We start from the raw sequence: 25,350 nt of genomic DNA on the forward strand, positions 1-25,350 counted from the left end.
ATTTACTTTTAAATTCACCTTTCGTTAAAGAATATACAGCCGAATAACTACGGGCTATTCCTTTGACTAACCAGAGCCATAACCGAACTTCTTGGTAACTGCAAAATCCTTCGGGATCTCTCAATTCTTGTTGCAATAAAGCGGCTACTTCAACTGAGAAATTTTTTGGCCGACCAAAAACAGAAGAGATTTTTTAATAAATTTTCCAGACCGCCTTGTTTGTATTGAAAGAGCCAGCGATGAATTGTTGCCTCACCTTTACCTAAAAATGCTGCTACTTCTCGCACATTTGATACTTGTTTCGATTGGAATAAATAAAGCATTTGTACTTTATTGTAGGCAAGGATTCTTGTTGGTTTCTTAAGAATTATTTGCAAATATTCTACAGATTCGGTAATTTTTATGTTAGGGCGACCAGACATTTTTATTGGCTCCTTTACTTCTTGCATAAGTCTATCATATCTTTAAAAGAATGGTATAAGTCTTGTTTCGGCAAAATTTCCCATCGGAAACAAAAATTCATAAAGTGTTGTTGCAAACTTCTATAAAAATGTTTAAAACTCCCGCAAAACCTACTTGTGGGCTCTAAAATTAGAAATTTACAGTCGGTATTGACAGACTGTCAAAGTATTTTTAGACAAGTCGTAATAGCAATCTTCCGAGGCATCAAATGAGTAACATCCAAAACTATCGCCTTAAATGTACCCTCACCTTTGGCGACATTTACGGTCAAATCATTGTTTGGCTGATAGTCATCTTCCTGAGTCTAGCGTCCGCACTCGCCCTCTGGAGCAGCGCCCGTCAAATCTACGCCTTGGCTACCGTCGGCTTGATTTTAGTGCTGTCTCTTCCCTTCTTGCTGTTTGCTTTCGTTACAACTCTGCTAAATAACATTCAAGTGCTTTCGGTAGACCCCGCTACCGAAGATCAACCTTCTGCAACGGGAAATCAATCCAATCAGCAGCCTGTCGAAACCATCAGCTAGTCGAATTGGAAATTTTAACTTTTGATGTTCAACTCAAATCAAAAGTTAAAAAACTTCCCGATCTTTTGATAGGAAGTTTTTTTTTGCGTCACGATAAGTTGAGGAGAACACTCAAAATTACTCAAACAATGCTGGAACACGACGTAATCATTGTAGGCGGCGGTTTAGCAGGTTGCCGCGCCGCTGTAGAAATTGCGCGGACTGACCCCAGTCTCAAGGTAGCAGTTGTTGCCAAAACTCACCCGATTCGATCGCACTCCGTCGCAGCCCAAGGCGGCATGGCCTCCAGCCTGCAAAATGTCGATCCCGAAGATAGTTGGAAAGCCCACGCCTTTGACACAGTAAAGGGTTCCGACTATTTAGCCGACCAAGACGCAGTAGAAATTCTCACCCGCGAAGCCCCCGGTGTAGTCATCGATTTAGAGCACATGGGAGTCCTCTTCTCCCGCCTAGAAGACGGCAGAATTGCCCAGCGCGCATTCGGCGGACATTCCCACCGCCGCACCTGCTACGCCGCCGACAAAACCGGTCACGCCATCCTCCACGAATTGGTCAACAATCTGCGCCGCTGTGGAGTTCACATCTATCAGGAGTGGTATGTCACGCGCCTGATTTTGGAAGCAGGCCAAGCCAAGGGCGTGGTTATGTTCAACCTGATAGACGGCGAAATTGCCGTCGTGCGCGCTAAGGCGGTGATGTTTGCTACGGGGGGTTACGGTCGGGTTTACAACACCACCTCGAACGATTACGCCTCGACTGGTGACGGTTTGGCGATGGCGGCGATGGCTGGATTGCCGCTCGAAGATATGGAATTCGTGCAGTTTCACCCGACGGGTTTGTATCCGGTGGGAGTGTTGATTTCCGAGGCCGTGCGGGGCGAAGGTGCTTATTTGATTAATTCCGAGGGCGATCGATTTATGGCTAATTATGCGCCGTCGCGGATGGAATTAGCGCCCAGAGATATCACCTCGCGGTCAATTTCCATAGAAATTCGTGCCGGCCGAGGAATTAATGTTGATGGTAGTGCCGGCGGCCCCTTTATCTACCTCGATTTGCGGCACATGGGACGCGAAAAAATCATGAGCAAAATTCCTTTTGCTTGGGAAGAAGCCCACCGTTTGTTAGGAATTGATGCCGTAAATCAGCCGATGCCCGTGCGCCCTACCGTTCACTATTCAATGGGGGGAATTCCTACTAATGTTAGCGGGCAAGTTCGCAGCAGTCCTGACAGTTTGGTAGACGGTTTCTTTGCAGCCGGCGAAGCAGCTTGCGTCTCAGTTCACGGCGCTAACCGTTTGGGCAGCAATTCGCTATTGGAATGCGTAGTTTATGGCAAAGTTACTGGCGCAACCATAGCACAATTTGTCCAAAATCGCAAGTTGCCTGAAGTAGACGAACAGCGTTATATTAACGAAGCTCAAGAGCAAATTCAAGCACTTTTAGACCGTCCGGGAAAATATAGAATCAATCAAATTCGGCAGCAGTATCAAGATACGATGAGTGAGTATTGCGGAGTATTTCGCAGCGCTGAATTGATGCAGGAAGGTTTACAAAAACTGGAGGATTTAGAGCGACAATATGAGGAAGTTTACTTAGACGATAAAGGCAAGTTGTGGAATACGGAAATTGTGGAAGCTTTGGAATTGCGGAGTTTAATCGTTGTCGGGAAAATGATTTTAACTTCTGCTTTGAACCGGCAGGAAAGTCGGGGAGCTCATTCGCGGGAAGATTTTCCTGAGCGGGATGACGGCAATTTCTTGAAGCATACTCTCGCCTATTATTCACCTGCGGGGATTGATTTGGCTTATATGCCGGTGGCGATTACGATGTTTGAGCCGCAGGAACGTAAGTATTAAGTTGTAGGGTGGGCGATGCCCACCTTACTAATTAAACAGCAAAAAAAAGGGGATAAAGAAAACAATGCGCGAACTTCCCGAACAAGAATTTAAGAACGAAGAAGCCAAACGAACTTTAACAAGCGAGCAGCTAGCGGCTTTGATCGTTGATGCACTCATTGATGCAGGCATTATCGATAAACAAAGGGTTCCAGAAGCCATCGAAATCGCTGCTGAAGAAATCGAGGTTCGTAAAGCTCTAGGTGACTACTGAGTGAGCTCGCCTTGTAGATTGCTTTAGGATGCACGGGTGAGAAGCGATTGTAGAAGATGCAAATGTGGTATTAATTTGTAGGGCGGGCCGTTCAAACCTAATTTGTTCATTTTGAAAGTCGTCTCAGGATTTCTCCACATCACAACTAAAAAATGCTAGCTTAGGATAAGTCTTGCTAAAATAAATACAAAATATCGTGATTATAAGTAGAAAAAAAATATGAGTAAAACGACACAGACCTCTCAATTCCAGCAAGCTCTTGAAGCTGTAGAAGTTTTATCATTAGAAGATCGAGCCATGCTTCTAGATATTCTTCAGAATCGCCTGCGACAACAGCGACGAAATGAATTACTCAAGGAAGTGGCAGAAGTTCGTCAAGAGTATGCTGAGGGCAATGTTAAATTTGGGTCGGTAGCCGATTTTATGGCGGAGTTGGATGATTGATGAAAATTGGTTGGACTCCCAAATCTATTCGTACTTTCAAAAAGTTACTTCGTAAAAATCCTCAGCTTCGCCTTTTAATTGAAGCTACGCTTGAACTTTTGTCTGAAGACTGCTTTAACCCCAGCTTGCGAACTCACAAACTGACAGGAGATTTATCGGGTATCTGATCGTGTTCAATAGATTACGATCATCGGATTTTATTTGAGTTTGTGACCGATCCAGAAGATGATGAGGAAGCTATTTTATTGCTCAAAATGGGTTCTCATGATGAAGTCTATTAAGACCGATCGCCCTTTTCCCCAATTCTCTCCCCCTATCTCACTCTCCAGCATTCTCCATCACTTCCTCCACCGATAAACTTAACGCCTGCGCCACCTGTTGAGCACTCAAACCCATTCCCAACAACCGGGGAATTGCATCCCTTCTTGCCTGAGCTTCAGCTTGTCGTGCCTGTTCTGCACTCTCGGCTCTTTCCCGCTGCTGTTCCCCCCACAATCTCTCCAATTCTGCTCTTTCATCGCCAATCAACAGCAAATTACCTTCCTCGTCCCACCAGCGCAGCCACAGCATAGTTTGATTTTGATAACTGCCTTGCCAAAGTCCCAATTCTACGCCTAAAGATGCAATGGGAAAATGACCGCGCTGATTGAGTTCTAACAGTTGATAATACCCGTCAATCAACCGATAAACTTCTAATCTGCCATTATTAACTTGGTAGATGCCGTAATAGGGAATTCGCATCACCCGCTAATAAACCCAAAACTTTCCAGGTTTAGTGACTACCCCTTCATGGGTGCGAGATAAAGGAGTACGTGAAGCGAAGCTATCCCGAAGGGAATCGCGCTCTTCATCGCCATTTCCGCTCGCAAATTCCAACGCAATTAACGGTGCTATGTGTTCCCGCCACAGCACGTAGGAACGGCGAATTTGACCGTCTAAATTCGGAGGTACATTGGGAACATAAAACCAATCAGGAGCTTCTGCACCTTTTTCCGGCGGCTCGGTTTCTCGCCAGTAAATGCCACAGTCTTGACCGATCGCATATTGTCCGTCAGGATGCCGCTCCTGCAAAATCGGGCCGATCGAATCAGTTAAAATTAAACTTTGCGGATGCTCCTGAAAATTTTTCACAAAAGTACCATCCGACTCTGGTAATTGAGTGTGGTCACCAAAAGCAGGAGGTAGAACAACGCGGTCAACGCTTTGGGTCATAATTCCCTCCGAAGTCTTGCTTAATTGTTATTTAGTAATTCGTAATCTCAAATATAGGTTAAAGAACGTGGCATGGGTAGGGACACAGCACTGCTGTGTCCTTACAGTTATAGGGTACTCAAAACTCAAAACTTTCCTTAAGGTTTCGGTAGCGCACCTTCAGGAGTTGGGGAAGCCGCCGGTTCTGGAGATGCCGCTTCTGGACTCGCATCTGCCGCCGGAGAAGGCGAAGGAGTGCCGCTAGCTAACTGATTAATTTGGTCTTTGTAGTTAGGAGGAGCTAACTCACTAGCTTTATCGAACAGCGTTTTTGCTTCGTCAGTTTTGCCTTGTTCCTTAAACACGATCGCACGAGCTAAAATCGGGCGAAAATCTTTCGGATTCGCCTTAGCCGATTCGTCATAAATCGCGATCGCCTCATCGTAGCGCTTCTGCACAGCATAAACCTGTCCCAAAATCAACTGCACCGAAGTTACATCAATACTTCCGGGTTTCGCCTGATTTTGCGCCGGAGCGGCCTTGAGCGTATCTTGCAGCAGTCCGATCGCAGCTTCGGGCCTTTGCTGCACCAACAGCAAATTCACCAAGCCCTGCAAAGCCTTAATTTCCCCAGGTTTAGACGCCAAAATTGACCTGTAAGCCTGAGCCGCCCCTTCGCGATCGCCCGTGCGTTCCTTAGCCTGAGCCAGCAAAATCCCGTATTCAGTAGTCTCTGGATTCAGGGAAGCCAACTTTTCCAAAGGAGCGATCGCATCCTTAATATCCCCCACTCCCTGTCCGATCAACTCCAGCCGTACCTGCAACAACCCCCGCAGCGCCGTTACATTGTCAGGTTCGCGCTGCAAAACCAATTCGTATCCCCTCACCTGATCTTGCAGCAACTGTGCTTGCTTCTCACCAGAAGGCGCAGTCTGAGTAGGCGTTGGAGTCGATGTAGCGGTTGTTTGACTGCTCTTGAGAATACTGTCCAAAATTGGAACCAGAGAAAATCCCAAAAAAGCGATGAGCGAAAGCACCACCACCACACTAATCAACCCGCGACGCTTGTTTGCTTTTTCCATAATTCAACTATCCCAACTTAAAATCTACTATTTTCTAAGAATTAACCCATCGCCTAGGGGCGTCTGCGATTTAACCCCATCCGTGTAACCATAAAAGTTCTTAACTTCAAAGTGCCAATTCACAAACCAGTCTTTTGCTTGCAGCTAATATGGTAACAGACCCGCAACTCCACGCTCGTCAAACAATTTGGGACACAAAGACCCGCAGCCCCAAAAACTGCGACTTTCGTCCAATTTAGTTTGGTCGAGCTAACAATTACCGAAAAGATGGCGGATCGACCCGCTAGGTAATTGGAGTAAGTAAAATAAGCAAGCTGCTCCAAAGAGATTGGAACGGCGCCTTGAGGCTTTTCCTCAAAGCATTGCGAAATATTGCCTGGTTTGATGCTCAGGTATTCAGCACGCGCTCGATCGGGATATATCCTAGATTGTCCGGGCTCGAAGTATCTGAATATCCTAAATGCTATTAGCCACCAGTGCCAGTTTTCGCCCGATCGACCCGCTCCTGGAGTTAGCAACTCTCAAACTCTTTGCCAACAAGGATTAGAGCAGCCCGCCCATCCCGGAGCGATCGATCGCTCGTAGCGAAGTTTAAAACTGGCGTTGATGAATCAAAACCAAACTTTCCGGCGCAAGCCCTAAGTTTGGTGCTAGTAGTTGTGAAATCAGTTTCTTCAGTTTATTCCTAATTTCCCTTAAGGGATGTGTCTCCGCTGCAAGGAGTTTTTTATGAACCCCTCTCCCAACCCGTCTTCCAAATCGTCCAAATCTACTTCTGCTCGCAAGGCTCAGCCAAGCGAGCCCGCCGTGAATCAGCCCGCAGTTACAGCCTCCGGGGCCGAGACACCAGACGAAAGTCCCGTGTCTCCTCCGCCATCGCCGGCTGCACCTGTTGACCTAGATCGATCGCCAGCGACAACAGACGCACCAGCGTCAACAGACGCACCAGCGTCAACAGACGCACCAGCGTCAACAGACGCACCAGCGTCAACAGACGCATCAGCGTCAAAGGATACGCTGCAACGACCCCGCTACAGTTCTGCCCCCGACAAGGACAAAACAAAGCCAAAAGACCCGCCGAGCAATGCTCCTGAACCCTCCGCGCCAGCAGCGCCGTCGGAATCTGCCAGCAATACTCCATCAATCGCAGTCTCCGTGCCCGCAACAGGCGAGCCAGCAGCTAACGAAAGTCAGGCCGACGATGACCTACCCTCGGTCATGCGCCAACATCCCATTCCACCCCCCAGCGAACCCAGACAGTACCGAGCTGTTGGTTTGGTGCGGGGCCGCTACACCCAATCTGAAGAGCAATTCACCAGAGGTATGCTGATTGCTGCCGACGGAACTGCTATCGACGCAGTTTTGCTTGGTAGAGTCATGAGTTTAGTCAAAAATCACCTGGATCTGGAACAAGAACACCTGTGGGTGGTCTATCCCCGCACCAGGCAAGAAGACGGCAACTTGCACGCCCAGATTATGGGAGTTTGGGAGCCGGAAACGCTCAAGAAATCTCCCGAAGTGTCTTCGGATGAGGAAAATCTGGAAGCAGGCGAGATTGAGGCTAGCAGCGAAGCATCGACGGCATCTGTGTCGCCCTCGGAACCTGATGTTGAAGATGGCTATTTTTCGATTCGAGGCGAGGTGATTTATCAACAATCGCAAGAGGAAGAAAAGTATGTCATCGTCAAAATCAAGCAAGCTCCCCGCAAGAATGACGACAAGATGAAGTTTTTTAAGCTGAAACTCAAGGGGGATGTAGGAACAAAGGCGATCGGATTTTTTTGGGATTTCCACGTCAAATTGAAAGCTGAAAGTCTGACGATCGAGCAGGCTAACAATATTGGCGCCGTGCCGATTAAGAAGCGGAAATTCCCCCCCGGCAGCAAGCCGCCCGGTGGCTACAAAGGAGGGGGAAACAAGCGTCCGTTTACTCCTAGGCCCAGCGGTGACGGTGCTCCTGTAGGGCGTCCTACCATCAAGTCCGCAGCAGCAGCACCTGCTGTTCCCAAGGAACCTCTTCCTAAGCCGGTTAAGAAGCCTAAGCCCGAGGAATAGGGCAAGATTTGAGATTTGAGATTTTCGGTTAGTGCGTCTGGTTAATCTAAAATCGGCAATCTAAAATCTTTTATTCCAGCCTGACTTGGGCGCCCCACAAATCTTGCGGGAGAAATACTCTGTCGGTGGGTAGGGGAGCAACTGGAGCCGTGAGGGTAAATTGACCTGCTTCAATTTGCTGCTTCAATTCCAATGCTACTTGCCGCGAGAGAAACATACTCGCCAAGGGGGCCGCCCGCACCGGTTTGCCCTCAATGAGAATTCGACCAGTTTTTAATTGAGCGTAGCTGACTAAACCGAATGTGGGACGAACGCGCCGGGGGATAGAGAAATCTACCACCGGCGCTACTATTTTTTTGTCGGAGACTGCACAGTTGGCTACCACTGTTTCGTTTAAGACTGGAAAAGGGATGCCGACTCCCAGCATCAGCGACGGGCCGTAGTTTTTGAAGTAGCAGCCGCGCACCCATTTGGAGTTCATTTGTTTGGCGTCGCCGATGAGTGCGAGGGTGGCGGCTGGGCCGATAGGGGTGCCGTTGGGCTGGCGTTTTTGCAGCGGGAAGTGCTGGGTTCCTTCCCAGGTGATGTAGCCCTGAGCGCCTCCCAGCCAGATGCGGGTGCCGATGCCGATGAGTTGGAGGTGGGGGTCGTTGAGCAGGGGTGACATGGCTCCCAGGCTCGAATACACGGCGTTGCCGAGGTTTGGTTGCAGGGGGCCGAGGTAGGTGAACAGCGGGCGATCGCCCCCGTTAACTCCCACAATAAAGTTTTGATAGGCGTTCCGGGGATTGAATAAATAAAACTGGTTGATGGTATCGCGGGTAATTGTGGTTTCAAAGGAGGCGCGGGGGTAGCAATCTGTGACTTGCCCCAAAGCTCGCAACTGCACGGGTTTCCCGGCGATTAAGTCTTCGATGACCTGTCCGCCTCCCCGTTCCCGGGATTCTTCGCCGTCTTCGGCTACTTGGGTGGCTCCCAAGTACAGGTCTACAGCCCCAAAGCCGGAGTATGCTAAAACGCCGTCCAGCCAGCACTGGCGGATTTTGATCGGGGGATCGGTATGGCCGAGGTTGATGATGGCACCGGAGGATTCCATCGGCTCGAAGGTGCCTGCGGTAATCACATCGACTTCTTTGGCGGCTTGGCTAATGCTGGTTTCTTGGACTCGGTTTTTGAGTTCTTCGATTGTCCAGACTGTCGCTTTGCCTTGGCTGATTTTATCGTTGATTTCGTCGATAGATCTCATAATTTTAGTTTTAGTTTTTAGTTTTTAGTTTTATTGATCGATACCGTTCATTTAAGTAAACCGTATTGTTTTATTGATGGCGATCGAGTTGCTAAATTTGTAGTCAGGACTTAAGTCCTCAATCTCGAATCAAGAAGGGAGCATCTCGGGCCTTGAAAAAAGCATTTTTTATTGTGCGAGTCTTGCACCGCGAACTCGCGGGGACAGCACTATTAAATGCAAAATCCAGATGCTCCCAGTCAAGAAGGAATTCAGTTCTCACTCTGATAATCAAGAATGATTGAAGTCCTCACTACCAACCTGAATTATCGATTGACAGTATCGTCATTTTCTGCTTGGTCTGCGATGTCTGTTTTTTGTTCTGGAAGGGTTTCTTGTCTGTGATGTTTTACTCCTAGAGACTCATATTCTTCGTGAATAGCCGAATCTATTGCTGCTAAGGTTTGAGGATTCGCGTTCCATTGGTTGAGAATGTCTTTAATTAATACTTCCCTAATCCAAACTTGAGCTACAACGGTGAGGGGGAGGGCAAGTAATAGTCCTAAAAATCCAAAAAAGGTGGCGAAAAATACTTGAGAAATTAATGTTACTGCTGGCAGCAATGATACTTGCTGTGCCATGACGTAGGGAGTAAGGAGGTTGCTTTCAAACTGTTGAATTAGAAAGTAAAGAATTAAAACTAAACCAGATTGTAAGGGAGAGTCTAAAAGTGCGATCGTCATTGGCGGAATGACGCTCATCGTGGGGCCAATATTGGGAATCAAGTTAAGAAATCCTGCTACTACAGCGTGAGCTAACGGTAGGGGAACTTGCAAAATTGACAAACCAATTAAGCTCAACAAAGCAATCACGCTCATGCTAATCAGAGCGCCGATGACCCATCGACCGAGAGCTATTTCGCATTCATCTAAAATACCATCGATTCGCCGACGGTAAAAAGAGGGAAATAGTTGTATAAATGCTTTGCGGTAAGAGAGGGGATCTGCTAAGGTCATCAAGGTCAAAACTAAGACTAGCAAAAAGCTGAGGATAACCCCTAATGTGTTGCCAACAAAAGCTCCTGCACCGCCCACAAGTTGGTTGAACAAGGGTTGCAGTTGTCGCATAATATCGTTAACATCAAGATTCGGCAGCCTTTGCTCGAATTGTCCCGAGAAGCGAGCTTCGATTTGATCTACCCAGTCGTTTAGTTTAGCGATTCCTTCAGGTGCTTTTTGGGTCAGTTGTTGGAATTGTAGGGCAAAGGGCGGTACAATTATCAGGAACAAGCTTACCAAAACCAGGACTAAAAAGCTAATTGATAAAAGTACGGCGATCGACCTTTTGAGTCGGAATTTTTGCAAGTAGCGTGCTAGTCTGTTTAAGGCTGTGGCTAAGACGATAGCGGCAAAAAGCAGCAGCAGGGCTTGTCTGATTTGCCAGAGGATGTAACAAGATGCGATGAGGGCTAATAAGCCCATCCACTGTCCTAGCTTCATTAGATTTTAGATATTAGATATTAGATTTTAGATTGAGGAATAGAGTATGGGGAATTACTGCTTGCTAATTGCTCTGCAGCCCAGAAGCGATGAATCGCCTTTATATCAAGATACATCAGATGCGCGCGATCGCATCTTGAATCGGATACCCCTACTCGGACATTAGCATAAGCAGCCACCTCAATTCCCTTTTGCGAACACCTGCTGCGCTGTCAGCTTCAATTCTGGGAAAGTTGGGGACTCAATACACTCGCCCCCTCGGAACAGTTTGACTTGGTATTCCCCGTCAATTAGTTGGTAAACCGAAAAAGTAGGTTGTTTGGGGTTGCCAATAAACCGTCTGCCGCCCAATCCTAGATAGTCTATAATCCAATATTCTTGAATACCCATTGACTCATATGCCTCAAGCTTTAGGGCATAATCATCACCCCAATTAGTGCTAGTTACCTCGACGATTAGGGGGACTGATGAGCCCATTGTGATAATTGATGATTTCTCCCATCGCGGCTCGTTTCCAATGGTTTGTTCGTTAAGTACAATAATATCTGGTTCATATCCCGATTCCTCGCGCATGGGTTTGATGACGCATTCTTTGGGGATGAAGTAGGGCAAATTGAGACGCTCAATCTCTATTCCGACTTTCAGTGCGGTAAAACCGGCTACTTTAGAATGTTTGCCTGTTGCTTTTGGCATCTCAACAATCTCTCCATTGTGCAATTCGTAGCGGTGTTCTGAATTTTCAGGATACCAGTCAATGAATTCATTGAATGTTACTAATTCTGTTATGCTTTGAATCATGGTGAGTGCCTTTAGTTTGGTTTCGATAGGTGTACGGGGAATTAAGATTTTGGCAAAAACATAGTCTTTAGACCTAGTGTAGATCGATCGCACTTTTTGATTACGTCTCTACTGCTGCTGTTGGCGCGATCGCCAGCCGAGGATGGCAGCTAAGATGATACTGGGGGTAAAGACGGCGATGAGAGCGTTGAGGTCGGTAGAGGGGATGGATAAGCTGGGCCCTGCGTATTTGATGGCCAGGGAAAGGGCGGCGGAGAGGGTGAATACTTTGAGGATGGGGCTGATGTTGCTGTTCATGGAGGTGGTGGTTGGTTGTATAATCAGGGATTCAGATTATTATGGCAAGTATGTGTTGCGGCTTGGCGGGCGATCGGCTATTTTCTGAGATACTAAGGTAATTTGCCAGCGTTGAGCGCAATTGAACATGGATCGCCAAAATTTAGAGTTAATAGAAAACATTCGCCAGCAATTTGACAATACTCCTTTTCCCAGAATCCCGCTGGAACAATCTCCCAAAGACAACAGTGAATTACTCTACCTTCATAATCTTGTAACTGCTTACTACTTCAGAAATAGAAAAGTTATTAATACAGAAGGTAAAGTTATCCTAGATGCCGGATGCGGCACCGGTTATAAATCATTGGTTTTAGCTCTCGCCAATCCAGGAGCGAAAATAGTAGGCATCGATTTATCAGAAGAATCTGTAAAACTAGCCGAGCAACGTTTGCAATATCATGGAGTTGCTAATGCAGAGTTTTATGCTTTGAAAATAGAAGATTTGCCAAGTTTAGAGTTAGAGTTTGACTATATTAATGCTGACGAAGTTCTGTATCTGTTGCCCGACCCTGTTGCTGGATTGCAAGCGATGAAGTCAGTTCTGACGCCAGATGGCATCATCCGCACCAACCTGCACAGTTCAAATGGTAGAGCCGGAGTATTTCGCGCTCAAGCTGTTTTCAAAGCAATGGGATTAATGGATGGAAGTCCGGGAGAATTGGAGATAGAAATAGTCCGGGAGACTATGGAAGCATTAGAAGATGGAGTAGGGCTTAAGGCATTTACCTGGACTTCAGATCGCGCGCAGAATGAGTCATGGATTATGTCTAACTATTTATTAGTTGGTGATAAAGGTTGTACGATTCCTGAAGTGTTTGCCATGTTGAGAGGTGCTGATTTAGAGTTTATCAGTATGGTGGCTTGGCGCAGGTGGGAGTTGATGGATTTGTTCAAAGATCCTGATGATTTGCCTTTGTTTTTGGCGATGAGTCTGCCAGAAGCTTCTCTGGAAGAGCGACTGCATTTATTTGACTTGTTACATCCCCTGCACCGTTTGTTTGATTTCTGGTGCGGCAATCCAAATCGAACTCAGGCTTTTGTGCCCGTTGCGGAATGGACGGAGGCTCAATGGCGGGAAGCACGGGTACACCTGCACCCTCAACTGATGACTTCCCAGGTGAGGGAAGACTTGAGTAATTGCATTGACAGTCAGACTGCGTTTGAGATTAGCCGTTATATTATTGTGCCAACTCTAGCGCCGGTGGCACTCAATAGTACAATGGCGGCTTGCTTGCTACCTCTGTGGGAGGGGCCGCAGTCTGCGGTATCCCTGGTGGATCAATGGCTTCAAATCCGCTCTCAGATGGCTGTTAACCTAGAGCCTGTTACTGAGGAGACAGCCTTTGAGGAAGTCAAGGAACTGTTAATTAGGCTAGAAGTCTTTCTGTATGTGCTTTTGGAGCGTTAAGACCGGAAAGTGAAAAAAAATTGCTCTGGGGTGATATTAAAGCGCCGACAACTGGGTAAGTTACATATAAGAGTTAGAAACGAGCATCCCAACCCCTCAAGGAGAAACAAATTATGAAGACTGAATTTAAAGCCAAGTTCCTGCAACAGCTCAACAAAAGAAGACAGGAAGAAGGTTTCACACTGATTGAACTGCTGGTTGTTATCATTATTATCGGTATTTTGTCTGCTATTGCCTTGCCATCCTTCCTCAGCCAAGCTAACAAAGCCAAGCAGACAGAAGCCAAGCAGTATATCAGTTCAATAAACAAGGGTACGCAGGCTTACTTTGCAGAAAACACCAAGTTTACAACAGATATCAGTGTGTTGGGTCTTGGTCTCAAAACTGACACCACCAACTATGTATACACCATTAACGATGGTGGTACGGGCACAAACGGCGGATCAACTTCGGCAGCAAGTCCTAAGAGTAAAAATACACTGAAGGGATATGCAGGAGCTGTAGCAGTGACAGCGCCCGATGCTACAGGGGCTTCAGGCACACAGACAATCCTTTGTGAAACGACGGGTGTTGGAGATCCTGCGACTATTAGTCTTTCAGGTAGCAATACTCTCTGTGGTACAATGACACTCGTCACTAAGTAACAGCTTATTACACAAGCCTCGCTTGTGAAAAAGAACGAAAGAGCGGGTTAGCGTTATCGATGCTGCCCGCTTTACTGTAGATAGGAAACTGATTTTATTGGCTGAGTTTATGATTTCTGACAATTTATTAGCACTTGCCCCCGATTGGCAGCAAACAGCCGAGCAACTCCTGCTTAAAGAAAATTATGCTCAGGCAGCAATCCTCTACGAACAGGCAATTACAGAGCAACCAAGCGTTAAATCTTACTACTGGCATTTGGGATTGATATTGTTGTTGCAAGAACAAGAAGCAGAAGCTCAAACAACCTGGCTGCTGGCAATGGCTGAGGGTGAATCTGAAGAAATTGAACTCTGGACAGCAGAACTGTTACAAGTGCTGGAAGCTGAGGCAGAACGACAACGGCTGGATTTGGTAAATTATGAAGTAGCTTGGGCGATTCGGCAGCACATCCGAGAAATCAATCCTGGGGATATTAACAACCTGTTGCATTCGGTGGGACTTTCCATCCTGCGGAAAACTTACAGAGGTGAAGAATCAGACGCTTTGGGCACGATCGTAGAGCTTCTGAAGTCCGATCCTCCAATAGCATTAGACTACGATTTGTTGCTGCAAGTCTGGAAGACCGTTTTAGACGTTGCTCCATTCCACCCTTCATCATTTGAATTTACAGAAGCTTGTTTGAACCATGTTAAAGAACCTCTACCTGTTATTGAAAATTTACTTTACTTTGCTTATGACATCTCATATTCAGGAAAGCAATTTCACTTAGCGACCCGTTATGCAGAACTCGCCTTGCGGTTAGAAGCTAAACACCAAGAAGTTTTGCGGGCATTGGCTAGTTTTTACCAAGATATAGGAAATTTTTCTAAAGGGATAGAAACTGCTAAGATTTGCTACTCAGTGATGGAACAGTTGGTAGATAAAATTTTTGCTAATCATTTGCTGCTGCGCGGACTGATGCTGGCTGGTGGTAATTGGAAAGATGCTTGGTCAGCGTTTGAGACACACAAATTAATGATGAGGGCTATTATTGAGGAACATCCGACTAATCTGGATTCCGCTGCTGCGCTTCGCTTGATGAGTTCGTTATTTTTCTTTCCTTACTTTGAAGATCGACCTCAAGAAGCTGGGATAATTCGCATCCAAATTGGTAATCTTTTTCAAGCAAATGTTGAAAATTATGCTAAGCCAATAGTAGAGAAGTGTCGCCATCGCTCGTTGCCTCTGCTTCAGGGAGGTAATGAAAAAAAACGTTATAAAGTTGGTTATTTATCTTATTGCTTACGTAAGCATTCTGTAGGATGGCTGGCACGCTGGTTGTTTGAACATCACGACCGCGATCGCTTTGAAATATGTGCTTATCTAATGGGAGCCAAACTGACCAATGATCCCATTCAGCAATGGTATATTGGCAAAGCTGACAAAGCTTATAAACTAGGTATTTCGGGTACTGAAGCTGCTGAAAAAATTTACGAAGATGAAATTGATATATTGATCGATCTTGATAGCATTACGATGAATTGTAACTGTGAGGTAATGGCAATTAAGCCGGCCCCTGTACAAGTTAGTTGGCTCGGGTGGGATGCTTCGGGCGTACCAAATGTTGATTACTATATTGCAGATAATTACGTTTTACCGGAATCAGCACAGAATTACTACGTAGAAAAAATATGGCGATTGCCTGCCACTTATGTAGCAGTAGATGGTTTTGAAGTGGGAGTGCCGACGGTTCGACGGGATTCGCTGGATATTCCTAGCGATGCAGTCATATACTACTGTAGTCAGATGGGATACAAGTACAATCCCAACACAGCTCGGCTGCAAATGCAAATTATTAAGGCAGTCCCGAATAGCTACTTTGTAACTAAATGGTTTGCTGAGCAAGAATCGCTAAAAAACTTTTTTATTCAGATTGCGGAATCAGAGGGGGTGAGTGCGGAGCGCTTGCGATTTTTGCCTCACGCTCCTTCAGAGGCAGTACACCGGGCTAATTTAGGTATTGCTGATGTGGTGCTAGATACCTATCCCTATAACGGAGCTACAACAACTATGGAAACGTTGTGGATGGGTGTTCCTATAGTAACCCGTGTGGGGCAGCAGTTTTCTGCTCGAAACAGTTACACGATGATGATGAATGCAGGTATTTCCGAAGGGATTGCTTGGAGTGATGAAGAGTACATAGAATGGGGAATTCGTTTAGGGAAAGACGCGGCTCTGCGGCAGCAAATATCTTGGAAACTGTGGCAGTCACGACAAACGGCTCCGCTGTGGAATGGCAAGCAATTTACGCGAGAGATGGAGAAAGCTTATGAGCAAATGTGGCAAAGGTATCTTGACAGTCATGATTGATAGTGATTGTCGCACTTAATAATTTGTGCAGGGAGTTGCTGCACAAATTATTAAAATTATCACTGACTCTCCTGTATAAAACTGTCTGGCTCAAATGTGGGAATGTTTTGTGCTTTTGCCTGCACTATCGCCTCTGTATTCTCATGCTCCAACACAATTCGACCGTAAATTCGAGGTATCAAAGCTGACCACTGAATTTCACTCAACTGTCCAATCAGTGAAATTTCGGGGCCGTCGGAAACATCTAAATCTTCTTCCATTAAAAGATTCATCGCTACGCTTGATAAAGCAAGATTAGCATCTTCGTCAGAAATATCCCTGCTGTCTACTAATAGGGTCATCTTGCTTTTGTCTGGGTGAGTTGCGATCGCTCTCACCACTCGTTCCAATTCTAAACCAAGAGACTCTTCTGGCTGCGTCCAATCTGGAAAAACAATTAAATTAATTTCTTGCAAGTTTAAAGGCACTAGAGTTGCATCAATCAGTGCTGAACTAACCGTTTTCGCCATTTTTGACCAAGAGAACTTTTTGGCTTGTTCCAACCCAGCCGCAATTAATGAGTTGCGGACCTTCGGCTTTTGTACCTCACAAAGTGCATCTGTTAACCCCTCAACATCCTCATCATTCACATATAAAGCTGCTTCTCCGGCCACTTCAGGAATCGAGGCATTAGGACAAGTGATGACGGGACAACCGCAGGAGAGGGCCTCCAGTACAGGCAAGCCAAATCCTTCATACTTCGATGGATAAACCAATGCAACAGCACCGGCATAAGCTAATCTCAACTCCTGATCATCCAGTTGAAGCTTGTGAACCACAGTACCTAAAGTATAATTTCTTAACTCTCCTTCTAATAAAACTCCACTTCCCGTACATACTATTTCAAAGCCTTGTTTGGTGGCAAGTTGAGCAAAAGCTTTAAAAAACAAGATACTATTTTTATAATCTGCGCCTCCACCTACTGAAAGAAAGTAGGGTTTTGAGATACCATACTTATTTTGAAAACCCTTAATATCTTCTTGACTAGCCGGTGAGAAAAGACTTTGAACTCCACAATGAGCCACAGTTACAGACTTAGGGGCAATTTCGGGAAAAAACTTTGCTAAGTCACTCGCTGTATTTTCAGAAATAGCAATATAACCCGAAGCATGGCGGATAGCATGATGTTTCTCCTTCCACATTAGTTCATTCAAATTTGCTCCCACCACTTCGGGAATCATGTCATAAGCCATGAATACAGAAGGAGTTGATAGGGGTGTTGTGTAGTAAGTGGAGATAAATAAATCTGCACCTTCTTCATCGCAGACTTGCTGCAACATTTCGCGATCGCTATCCGTTGTCCTGTAGTCGTAAGCTGGCACTTGACGATACGCTATCCCAGGAATTTTGGGAGCTGAGCCGACGCGATCGAGTACAATCAAATGTTCGGCAATATTAGTTGCTGCCCATTCTTCTAGCAAAGATGTCCAAACACGAGCTATACCTGTTCTATAAAGCTGGAAAAATACACCGTCTATTATAATTTTTGGAGTAACTTGTACACCATGTGCAACATTTTTATGAAACCACACTCCAGTCTCATCAATCGCGTGGAGCGCAAAAGACTCACCTCGCAAACTCTCAAAATCATGTACTGCTTTTTTACAACCTTCCCAATGACCGTAGTCATCTACCTGAATAATGCCGTTGGAAACAATGCTGTCATAAAGCGTATTGAATATGTCAATTGTTGACTCATACCAGTCTCCATCAGCGTGTAGGAAGGCAATAGAACCTATCTTTGATTTATACTGAGGTAAGGTCTGGGCAAATAATCCTTGCACTGGTACCACAATATCTCTAACGTTCAATAATTGACTAATTTTGTCTAAGTTCTCACTAATTGGAGCTTTTAAAGTACCAGCCCCAAAGCCTGTTTGATTAGCAGGAATTCCCTGATGGCGATCGACTTCTGTAGGATCTGGCATTCCTTCAAAAGTATCAAATGCGTATATAAGTCGTGGACGTAAGCTATAGCGTTGGATTACGACTGCTAACAATGCTGCTGATCCTCCCTTGCAAGTCCCACACTCAACAAAGTTTCCGGGAATATCGTTTAAACAGACTTGCTTTGCTTGCGAGTAGAGTGAAAATAATCGCGCTTCACTTAATAAAGTGTAAGGTTTTACAGCGTTTATAATTTCTCCAAATTCACCGTCCGGGTAATCTTTTGATAAACCACTCACAGAATAATGTTGCAAATGCTCCGGTAATTTCCAATAAACTTTGGGATCGGGCTGATGGCTAACTGGCTCAACATTCCCCCGCCACGCAACTCCCATAATTTGCATAGTTTGATAAACCAGTGTGTTCCATCCTCTTTGCTTTAGGTAGTCCAAGCCTTGAGCTACATCAGGGGAAGCTAAATCGTGGAAGACAATCATAGCATCTGCTTCTGCTAATTGTTCGCAGGCGATCGCATCATTAAGGGGCCCTGGTGATTCGTGATTACCGTCAATAAATATCAACGACCATTTACGTTGAAATTTATCTGCTAACTCCTCCACCTTTTGAGGGCTATAACCATCCACTAAATTAACTGAATCAAACACTTCAGCCACTTTCATCGAATTGCGGACACTTTCATAAAATTCTGGTATCGCTAATAGAGGATCAACTACATCTAGCTGTACTCCTGCTAATGCTAAATGACAAGCAGACCAACCCAACCAGCAGCCAATCTCTAAAGCTTTTTTACCCTTAAATTTAAGAGCAGTATTGTAAAGAATATGAGCTTCATCTCGACTCAGAAACCCTACCGTTGGCTGTCCCTTGTCCACATACCAGTTATGGGGGATTTCCCGACGCAGGTAAGACCAAGGGTGACTGTTAGCATCCCCTACGATCATATTTGGGAAACAATTGTCAGGCTTTATGAGTTCAAATCCAGGCGATACATAATCTCCGACTGGTAACAAGGCACGCTCAATGACTTTTACTGTTTCCTCAATCATTCGTTCTTCTCTAAACATTTCTTCTGCTCGCTGCTTGCAATCTTGACCAAGAGAGTGACGTAATTCTGGATTCTCCACCCACTCTTCAATTGTTGTAACTAATTCTTTAATTGTGGCTTGGGAGTCAATTTTGGGGTCTGAAAGTAATTTACCCGTATTGCCCAATTCTTCGGGTATACCGCTGACGGCTGTTGCCATAACTGGCAAACCCTTTGCCATTGCCTCCATAACACACAAAGGCATTCCCTCTAATTGGGAAGGTAGAATGAAAATATCCGCACTATTCAACCAATTTGAAACATCCGATCGCTGTCCTAAAAACTTAACTTTATCGGTTATTCCCAGTTCCTTAACGGCTTCTTCACTTTGCCTTTCAAGCTGCGGATCAAAAATACCACCTCCCGCCCACACAAAGTAAAGTTGATGCCATACTGGACTTTGCATAAGCTGCTTAATTGCCTCTAACTGATACTGGTAGCCTTTTCGCATTTCTATGCGAGCTGCTGTAAAACACACTACAGCATCTAAAGGAATACTAAGCTCTTGACGCAGGCTTTTACAAATTGATAAATCTCTAGGAGTGAAATATTCTGAAGGTCTTCCGTAATAAATTACCTGCCCCCTATTTCTAGGCAGTTTGAAAAGTTCGTGTAATAAACTCAGATTCTCATAAGAAACCGCAATAACTGATTTAGCTTGATTGTAATGAAGTGATAAATCGTTTAAGTAGCCAGCAAAACGCTCTGCTAAATGAGGTTCAACAAGCCCCTCAACTGTGATGTAAGGTATCCCAAGCTGGATAGCAATTTGCTTAACTGTCAAATTGGAGAACGGGTTGGAGTTACTACAAATAATCAGATCAGGCTTAGGCGATAGGTGTATTAAAGTATGGTGCGCTTCTTCAACGTTGTTACTTTCTATCCATAAATGCTGGATACCTAACTGGTTTTGATAAGTTATTAAATTATTATTATATGGTTCGGGGTGTCGGCAAGTTACTTGATAGCCTAACCTTGCCAATGCACACATAATTGAGTGATTATATTGTGCAACTCCACCGACACCTGGATCGTCTGTAGACAATAAAATATGTTTACTCATATGTGTTAATTTTGTGTGAAATAATACCTTAGTTCTAGAGTTTCAGATTTTTAATCCTAGCAGATCCTCACCTTCCCCCTACTTCTTCCCCTTCGCCTGTCCCAACAATACCTTATAATCAGCTCTGTCAGGATTCAACTTCACCAACTTCTCCAAAGGCTCGATCGCCCCCACCTTATTATTCATCTCCAACCGCACATTTGCCAACCCCTCCAGAGCCGTCAGATTCTGAGGTTCCCGCTGCAAAACGGTTACATATCCCCGTTCCTGCGCCGCCAGCAGAGACTCCTGAGAAACAGCAGCAGCCACCGGTTTTTGTCGGTGCTGAATGCTCAAACCGCTGCTGAACAGATTCACAATACCAAAAATCGCAGAACCACCAAACGACACCATCGACACTAACGCAAAAATCTGCTTAACGCGATCGCTCTTATTGACCACCCGACGATCGCTAGATTTTTTCTGTATACTTTCCATTGCTAACCCTTAGCGCGGCTGTTTTCCAGGCACTCGTACAAAGCACCTATTTCTAGATTGCCCAAGTTCGATCGCAAAACGATCGCCCCTCCCATTTAAAATTTGAAGTTTTTAGCACATACACAAAATCAAATATTTGTCAAGTTTTTCAATCCAATCACCTATTCTAGTTACCATTAATTCGATCGCGCGCGCGGTTTGTCCGCACCTTCAAATTTCATCGGGATTGATACCCTGACTTCTTAAATACTCTGCAAGTCGATCGGCCCGCTGTTGTTCCTGTTCGGCCCGCTGTTGTTCCTGCTGAACCCGTTCGACACCCCACAACAACAAATTCCCATTCTCATCCCACCAGCGCAACCAATAACCCCTCCTCTGAGATTTTTCTCCTTCCCAAACCCCCAAAAATAAATTCATTGATTCTATCCAAAATCGCTGATTAGCATCCGGTTGTTGCAGTTCATATTCTCCCGACTCTGAGAGTCTGTAAACTTCCAAAATTCCCAGCTTAGGCTCAAAAATTACATAAACTGGCACTTGCAAAATTCGCTCGTAAAACCGCCATTTTCCGTAAGGATATGTCGGTTTTGTGGAATATTCGCTGCCATCAGGATCTGATAAAAATTCCATCACTACTGCCGGTACTTCTCCCTCAGCATTGGGAGTATAACTGCGGCGAATTTCTCCAGATTCGGCGGGCAATACCGAGGGCACATACACCCAATCCGGTGCTTTTACTATTGTTTTGTCGTTGACTTTAGCGCACAGTCCAAAGTTGGAAGCTATCAGCATTGAAGCTAAAATGAATCCTGCAAGTTCCAAGGATTCTCTGAGGGCGGCGGCTAAAAGTGGCTGGTCGATATTTTCCACAGGGTCATCTGGTAATTTGAAGTCTTCTGGTAATTTTTCCCAAGTTATAATGTACTTGGTTTTGGTTTTAGTTTCGACAGGTTTCGATAATGTTTTAGTCATTGGTTTTTCCTTGTGGTAGAAGTGATTTTCTGGAGGCGATAAATTTTTGATTAAAGTTTGCTAACGATCGCCCTTTAACCCAAAAATTAGAGAACTCAAGAGCGATCGGGAAATCACAGCCATCTTAATTTTAGCGATTATTCAAGGTCTATTCACCAACTAACTCTCTATGCTGTGCGATCGGCTTTTCGACTGAGTTCGCGCTCGCCCCTCACCATTAGAAATTTGAGAGCAATTCCAGCAGACAACACAAAACCTAAGATTTGTCAATAATATTTAGCTAACAATAGCACGCGGGCGATCGAGATCCGTGAAGCGCGATCGCCCGCTTACTTTTTAGCCGTTACTCTCAGGCAATTCGCCAAACCGATCTCGATAACGCCCTAGCAAAGATTCGAGTTCAGCAGCGCGCTGACTTTCAGCTTCGGCGCGCTGACTTTCAACTTCGGCGCGCTGGCGTTCAGCTTCGGCGCGCTGGCGTTCAGCTTCGGCGCGCTGGCGTTCCGCTTCTAATGCCGAGGCTAATTCATCAGGAATCAGTAATTTTTCTCCATTATCTTCCCGATAAAAACCGATGAGTTTTCCCTCTATTTCAAAACGCAACTGCAGCACTTCACTGCGACTGTCAGTAATTAATTGATAGCTATCTTCCCGCAATCGATATCCCCGCAATTTTTCCGGTATCCATTGCCCTTTTGGGTCAAACAACCAATATTCTTGAATTTCTAAACTTTCGTACAATTCTTTTTTCGTAACTTTATCTTCCGACTGCGTACTCGGTGAAGTAATTTCAAAAACTACCTTCGGAACTTGCCCTTCTAACCAGATTTTATAATTATCTCTGCCTCCGGGTTCTACATCGTAGATTACCATGACATCCGGTGCAGTACGCAATTTTGGGAAACCTTCAGCATAATATAAAAACTGGTTAGCCAAAACGGTAGCGCGCTGTCCGCTCAGGTATTGCTTGAGGACTTCTAAAGTGGTTAGAATTGCATAAAGGTGGTCGTAAGTTTCTGCCACGGGTTTTCCATCCGCACTGGGGTAGATAATTTCAGATGATTTGAGGGTGGGAACGACTGTTCTCATGGTCGTGCTTCCTGTGAGTTGTAGTTCTATTATAAACCTTTTTTGCCTCTTACCAATGGGAGAATCTCACTTTTGTAACAAGCATTTTTTCGGAGTGCGAGCCTCCCCGCTCGTTTAGTTATGTATGAAAACGCGATCGGGGATGCTCGTTTAGTTATGTATGAAAACGCGATCGGGGACAGCACTATAAAGTAAAACTGAGATGCTCCCAACTAGCACTTGCAACATTCGTTCGTAAAACTGCCATTTTCCGTAAGGATATGTCGGTTTCACGGAATACTCAAACTCCTCATAATCCGACAACAATTCCATCGCTACTGCGGGTGCTTCTCCCTCTGCATTGGGAGTATAACTGCGGCAAATTTCTCCCGGTTCGGCTGGCAATACTGAGGGCACGTACACCTAATTCGGTGCTTTTACTATTGTTTTGTCGTTGACTTAGGCCTACATTCCAAAATTGGCAGCTATCAGCATTGAAGCTAAAATGAATCCTACAAATTCCAAGGATTCTCTGAGGGCGGTGGCTAAAAGTGGCGGGTCGATATTTTCCACAATATCGTCTGGTAATTTGAAGTCTTCTGGTAATTTTTTCCAAGTTATATTGTACTTGGTTTTGGTTCACTTTTAGACAAGTTTCGATAATATTTTGGTCGTGTATTTTGTTTTTTAATTAATTTTTGGTTTGCAAAAAATGCCGGAAACTTTTAAAGTTGGAGTATTCGCGTTACTAATTGAAAGGGAACATCTCAGTTTGCATTTATAGTGCGAGCTTAAGAACTCGCGAGTGCTATAATACGCGAATTCTTAAGCTCGCACTACAATAATAAAAAAATGCTTTTTGCAAAACAGAGATGCTCCCAATTGAAAATTGAAACCTCTGCCGTGCTAGATTCGCAACTGTAGTTTATACATTTTACACTTTTTAAAATAAACAAAAAAGCCAAGTTTCCATAATTGCTGTTATTCAATAATAACATTTTTTACTGAGTATTTTTACTTGGATGTTGCTCTGATGTTATTGCAATTTTAGGAGGTATGATAGGCAATTTTGGTTGTTTGTGCAAGCTGGGAAATCCCGGCTCTACTGATTGAGTTTCCACAGTAGTAATCGCCTTTTCTTTCTCAGAAAGGGGCGCTAATGTTTGAGCGATTTTAACTTGCTGTCGCAGTTGTTCTGTCGAACCCAACAAGCTTCCCAATCCTTTGAACAATTGGCGAATGTTGTTGCGGAGCTCCGGGTTTCCTGTCAATTCATCCACGTCGGAAGTAATTTTCTGCAGGTTTTGAAATGTAGCTCGTGCGGAATCTAGAGTTTGCTGCAATAATAGCAAAGTGGCGGGATTGTCGATCTGGCTGGATAAATTTCGCAAATTAACAGAAGCTTGGGCGGCATTGGCTGAGAGAATTTCTAAATTGTTCAGCAGTTGTCCTTGGTTGATGCGATTAATTGTCGGGTTCAAACTGCTGACAGCTACCTTCAATTCCTGACTGCTTTGATTGATGTTGTTGAGAGTTGACACTAAACTGGCGCGGTTGGTTGCTACTAAAGCATTAAGTTGGTTGGCTGTTAAGGTAATTTGATTGGCTGCTTGAGTTACTGAATTAGCAGAATTGATTGCAGCGGCAGATACGGCTTTTGTGGAAGTGTCCGCAGTAGCTACTACTTTAGAAACATCTGCGGCGACTCCTGATATTTCCCCCTTGACAGATTGATTTAAACTGCTAGCTTCTCCTTTTAAGGATTGATTCAAACTGCTTATTTCGACTTGTAAGGATTTAGTTAAACTGTTGGCTTCTCCTTTTAAGGATTGATTTAAAGTTCCTAGTTCGTTGGTTACTGATTTACTTAAAGTGCCAACGTCTCCCCTGACGGATTGATTCAAGCTTTTTATTTCTGCTTTGGCAGTTTGAGTGAGAGCCGATAAATCTTGAGTTAGTTTAGCTGCACCTTGAGCTGTGCTGGCTGTATCCCGTGCAATTGATTTAATACTGTCGAATAGGGCGGGGTCGGTGTATAAATTAGCTAGGCGGACTGTGGAGCGAATTAGTTCGTCTAGACTGACTCCTGCTTGACCTTTTAAGCGGGAATTTTTGCAGATTATTGCAGGGGGACAGTCGGCACTAATGGGATTGGCGGTAAGTAATGAGTCTGGCAAAATTGAGTTGGGGGTAATGTCGATCGACGATTCGCCAATTAAACCCGATTTATTCGCTTCGATTAGCACATCGCGGGGAATGACTAAAGTGCCGGGGGCAATTTCCAGTGTGACGTCTACGCCGTTGGAGCTGGCTTTGAGGGCGGTAATTTTACCGACTGCAACCCCGCGATACCTGACGGGCGTGCCTATTTGCATTCCCTGGGCGCTGGCAAATTCTACGGCGAATTTGTAGCTGCGGTTGCCTAGCTGCACGCCCCGCAGCCAGAGGACTAAGCCTCCAAATAAGCCGATTCCTACTAAAATTAAGAATCCGACAGAACCTTCTCTCATCGTTCGCGATCGCATATTGCCTCCTGAGTCAGTAGTCATTAGTCATTAGTCATTAGTCATTAGTCATTAGTCATTAGTCATTAGTCATTAGTCATTAGTCATT

At 45.1% G+C, this 25,350-nt stretch carries 21 protein-coding genes and 1 pseudogene; 9 read left to right on the forward strand and 13 right to left on the reverse strand.

The genetic code is table 11. The features are described from left to right. Positions 1–149: 149 nt before the first annotated feature. Positions 150–449: a helix-turn-helix domain-containing protein gene (locus QUA97_RS25145; protein WP_333196854.1), complete on the reverse strand. Its 300-nt coding sequence runs from the start codon at positions 447–449 to the stop codon at positions 150–152. A 221-nt stretch (positions 450–670) separates the two neighbouring features. Between QUA97_RS25145 and QUA97_RS25150 the strand changes: the two genes are divergently transcribed. From QUA97_RS25150 to QUA97_RS25165, 4 genes are all read left to right on the forward strand, one after another. Further along, positions 671–985: a hypothetical protein gene (locus tag QUA97_RS25150; RefSeq protein ID WP_333196856.1), complete on the forward strand. Its 315-nt coding sequence runs from the start codon at positions 671–673 to the stop codon at positions 983–985. A gap of 128 nt (positions 986–1,113) precedes the next feature. Continuing rightward, on the forward strand, positions 1,114–2,841 hold the full coding sequence (locus QUA97_RS25155; protein WP_333196858.1) for a succinate dehydrogenase/fumarate reductase flavoprotein subunit: 1,728 nt from the start codon (positions 1,114–1,116) through the stop codon (positions 2,839–2,841). A gap of 64 nt (positions 2,842–2,905) precedes the next feature. After that, the gene (locus tag QUA97_RS25160) at positions 2,906–3,094 is read left to right on the forward strand and encodes a hypothetical protein (protein WP_333196860.1); all 189 of its coding nucleotides are present in this window, start codon (positions 2,906–2,908) and stop codon (positions 3,092–3,094) included. A gap of 219 nt (positions 3,095–3,313) precedes the next feature. Next, positions 3,314–3,538 carry a hypothetical protein gene (locus QUA97_RS25165; protein WP_015174668.1) on the forward strand — a complete coding sequence of 75 codons (225 nt, stop codon included), beginning with the start codon at positions 3,314–3,316 and terminating at the stop codon, positions 3,536–3,538. Between the two features lie 318 nt (positions 3,539–3,856). On the opposite strand, the pseudogene QUA97_RS25170 reads toward QUA97_RS25165, so the two are convergent. Both QUA97_RS25170 and QUA97_RS25175 read right to left on the reverse strand, forming a co-directional pair. After that, positions 3,857–4,750, reverse strand: a pseudogene (locus QUA97_RS25170) (Uma2 family endonuclease). A 137-nt stretch (positions 4,751–4,887) separates the two neighbouring features. Further along, positions 4,888–5,811 carry a tetratricopeptide repeat protein gene (locus QUA97_RS25175; RefSeq protein WP_333196863.1) on the reverse strand — a complete coding sequence of 308 codons (924 nt, stop codon included), beginning with the start codon at positions 5,809–5,811 and terminating at the stop codon, positions 4,888–4,890. Positions 5,812–6,195: 384 nt separating this feature from the next. On the opposite strand from QUA97_RS25175, the gene QUA97_RS25180 reads away from it, so the two are divergent. After that, positions 6,196–6,396, forward strand: coding sequence for a hypothetical protein (locus QUA97_RS25180; protein WP_333196864.1), 201 nt, complete (start codon positions 6,196–6,198; stop codon positions 6,394–6,396). Between the two features lie 144 nt (positions 6,397–6,540). Next, entirely contained in the window at positions 6,541–7,866 is a 1,326-nt protein-coding gene (locus QUA97_RS25185; RefSeq protein ID WP_333196866.1) for a hypothetical protein, read from the forward strand. A 70-nt stretch (positions 7,867–7,936) separates the two neighbouring features. On the opposite strand, the gene QUA97_RS25190 is transcribed toward QUA97_RS25185, so the two are convergent. The 4 genes from QUA97_RS25190 to QUA97_RS25205 all read right to left on the reverse strand — a co-directional run bounded on the left by QUA97_RS25190 (position 7,937) and on the right by QUA97_RS25205 (position 11,685). Beyond that, positions 7,937–9,112 carry a homocysteine biosynthesis protein gene (locus QUA97_RS25190; RefSeq protein WP_194068337.1) on the reverse strand — a complete coding sequence of 392 codons (1,176 nt, stop codon included), beginning with the start codon at positions 9,110–9,112 and terminating at the stop codon, positions 7,937–7,939. A 305-nt stretch (positions 9,113–9,417) separates the two neighbouring features. After that, positions 9,418–10,590, reverse strand: a complete 1,173-nt coding sequence (locus tag QUA97_RS25195) for an AI-2E family transporter (protein WP_194068335.1) — start codon at positions 10,588–10,590, stop codon at positions 9,418–9,420. 180 nt (positions 10,591–10,770) lie between these two features. Further along, entirely contained in the window at positions 10,771–11,388 is a 618-nt protein-coding gene (locus QUA97_RS25200; RefSeq protein ID WP_194068333.1) for a Uma2 family endonuclease, read from the reverse strand. A gap of 108 nt (positions 11,389–11,496) precedes the next feature. Next, positions 11,497–11,685, reverse strand: coding sequence for a hypothetical protein (locus tag QUA97_RS25205; protein ID WP_194068331.1), 189 nt, complete (start codon positions 11,683–11,685; stop codon positions 11,497–11,499). 127 nt (positions 11,686–11,812) lie between these two features. Between QUA97_RS25205 and QUA97_RS25210 the strand changes: the two genes are divergently transcribed. The 3 genes from QUA97_RS25210 (at position 11,813) to QUA97_RS25220 (ending at position 16,126) form a co-directional block, all read left to right on the forward strand. Next, positions 11,813–13,132, forward strand: a complete 1,320-nt coding sequence (locus QUA97_RS25210; RefSeq protein WP_333196871.1) for a class I SAM-dependent methyltransferase — start codon at positions 11,813–11,815, stop codon at positions 13,130–13,132. Between the two features lie 113 nt (positions 13,133–13,245). Beyond that, positions 13,246–13,776 (forward strand): type IV pilin-like G/H family protein, encoded by a 531-nt coding sequence (locus QUA97_RS25215; protein WP_333196873.1) that lies wholly within the window; start codon positions 13,246–13,248, stop codon positions 13,774–13,776. A gap of 109 nt (positions 13,777–13,885) precedes the next feature. Then, positions 13,886–16,126, forward strand: coding sequence for an O-linked N-acetylglucosamine transferase, SPINDLY family protein (locus QUA97_RS25220; RefSeq protein WP_333196875.1), 2,241 nt, complete (start codon positions 13,886–13,888; stop codon positions 16,124–16,126). A 59-nt stretch (positions 16,127–16,185) separates the two neighbouring features. Here QUA97_RS25220 and QUA97_RS25225 read toward each other — a convergent pair whose 3' ends face one another. From QUA97_RS25225 to QUA97_RS25250, 6 genes are all read right to left on the reverse strand, one after another. Beyond that, positions 16,186–20,220, reverse strand: a complete 4,035-nt coding sequence (locus QUA97_RS25225; RefSeq protein ID WP_333196877.1) for a glycosyltransferase — start codon at positions 20,218–20,220, stop codon at positions 16,186–16,188. A 78-nt stretch (positions 20,221–20,298) separates the two neighbouring features. Beyond that, positions 20,299–20,697 (reverse strand): tetratricopeptide repeat protein, encoded by a 399-nt coding sequence (locus QUA97_RS25230; RefSeq protein WP_333196879.1) that lies wholly within the window; start codon positions 20,695–20,697, stop codon positions 20,299–20,301. Between the two features lie 210 nt (positions 20,698–20,907). Next, positions 20,908–21,669 (reverse strand): Uma2 family endonuclease, encoded by a 762-nt coding sequence (locus QUA97_RS25235; protein WP_333196882.1) that lies wholly within the window; start codon positions 21,667–21,669, stop codon positions 20,908–20,910. A 336-nt stretch (positions 21,670–22,005) separates the two neighbouring features. Then, positions 22,006–22,758 carry a Uma2 family endonuclease gene (locus tag QUA97_RS25240; RefSeq protein ID WP_194068310.1) on the reverse strand — a complete coding sequence of 251 codons (753 nt, stop codon included), beginning with the start codon at positions 22,756–22,758 and terminating at the stop codon, positions 22,006–22,008. A 150-nt stretch (positions 22,759–22,908) separates the two neighbouring features. After that, positions 22,909–23,160, reverse strand: a complete 252-nt coding sequence (locus QUA97_RS25245) for a hypothetical protein (protein ID WP_194068308.1) — start codon at positions 23,158–23,160, stop codon at positions 22,909–22,911. A 578-nt stretch (positions 23,161–23,738) separates the two neighbouring features. Then, positions 23,739–25,286 carry an MlaD family protein gene (locus QUA97_RS25250; RefSeq protein ID WP_333196885.1) on the reverse strand — a complete coding sequence of 516 codons (1,548 nt, stop codon included), beginning with the start codon at positions 25,284–25,286 and terminating at the stop codon, positions 23,739–23,741. Between the last annotated feature and the right edge of the window lie 64 nt (positions 25,287–25,350).

This window comes from Microcoleus sp. CZ3-B2 (assembly GCF_036705055.1).
GTDB lineage: Bacteria > Cyanobacteriota > Cyanobacteriia > Cyanobacteriales > Microcoleaceae > Microcoleus.

Bases quoted from the DNA above. Each gene is read 5' to 3' on its own strand.
- QUA97_RS25145 (WP_333196854.1), bottom strand. From the start codon at position 449: ATGCAAGAAGTAAAGGAGCCAATAAAAATGTCTGGTCGCCCTAACATA.
- QUA97_RS25150 (WP_333196856.1), top strand. From the start codon at position 671: ATGAGTAACATCCAAAACTATCGCCTTAAATGTACCCTCACCTTTGGC.
- QUA97_RS25155 (WP_333196858.1), top strand. From the start codon at position 1,114: ATGCTGGAACACGACGTAATCATTGTAGGCGGCGGTTTAGCAGGTTGC.
- QUA97_RS25160 (WP_333196860.1), top strand. From the start codon at position 2,906: ATGCGCGAACTTCCCGAACAAGAATTTAAGAACGAAGAAGCCAAACGA.
- QUA97_RS25165 (WP_015174668.1), top strand. From the start codon at position 3,314: ATGAGTAAAACGACACAGACCTCTCAATTCCAGCAAGCTCTTGAAGCT.
- QUA97_RS25175 (WP_333196863.1), bottom strand. From the start codon at position 5,811: ATGGAAAAAGCAAACAAGCGTCGCGGGTTGATTAGTGTGGTGGTGGTG.
- QUA97_RS25180 (WP_333196864.1), top strand. From the start codon at position 6,196: ATGCTCAGGTATTCAGCACGCGCTCGATCGGGATATATCCTAGATTGT.
- QUA97_RS25185 (WP_333196866.1), top strand. From the start codon at position 6,541: ATGAACCCCTCTCCCAACCCGTCTTCCAAATCGTCCAAATCTACTTCT.
- QUA97_RS25190 (WP_194068337.1), bottom strand. From the start codon at position 9,112: ATGAGATCTATCGACGAAATCAACGATAAAATCAGCCAAGGCAAAGCG.
- QUA97_RS25195 (WP_194068335.1), bottom strand. From the start codon at position 10,590: ATGAAGCTAGGACAGTGGATGGGCTTATTAGCCCTCATCGCATCTTGT.
- QUA97_RS25200 (WP_194068333.1), bottom strand. From the start codon at position 11,388: ATGATTCAAAGCATAACAGAATTAGTAACATTCAATGAATTCATTGAC.
- QUA97_RS25205 (WP_194068331.1), bottom strand. From the start codon at position 11,685: ATGAACAGCAACATCAGCCCCATCCTCAAAGTATTCACCCTCTCCGCC.
- QUA97_RS25210 (WP_333196871.1), top strand. From the start codon at position 11,813: ATGGATCGCCAAAATTTAGAGTTAATAGAAAACATTCGCCAGCAATTT.
- QUA97_RS25215 (WP_333196873.1), top strand. From the start codon at position 13,246: ATGAAGACTGAATTTAAAGCCAAGTTCCTGCAACAGCTCAACAAAAGA.
- QUA97_RS25220 (WP_333196875.1), top strand. From the start codon at position 13,886: ATGATTTCTGACAATTTATTAGCACTTGCCCCCGATTGGCAGCAAACA.
- QUA97_RS25225 (WP_333196877.1), bottom strand. From the start codon at position 20,220: ATGAGTAAACATATTTTATTGTCTACAGACGATCCAGGTGTCGGTGGA.
- QUA97_RS25230 (WP_333196879.1), bottom strand. From the start codon at position 20,697: ATGGAAAGTATACAGAAAAAATCTAGCGATCGTCGGGTGGTCAATAAG.
- QUA97_RS25235 (WP_333196882.1), bottom strand. From the start codon at position 21,669: ATGACTAAAACATTATCGAAACCTGTCGAAACTAAAACCAAAACCAAG.
- QUA97_RS25240 (WP_194068310.1), bottom strand. From the start codon at position 22,758: ATGAGAACAGTCGTTCCCACCCTCAAATCATCTGAAATTATCTACCCC.
- QUA97_RS25250 (WP_333196885.1), bottom strand. From the start codon at position 25,286: ATGACTACTGACTCAGGAGGCAATATGCGATCGCGAACGATGAGAGAA.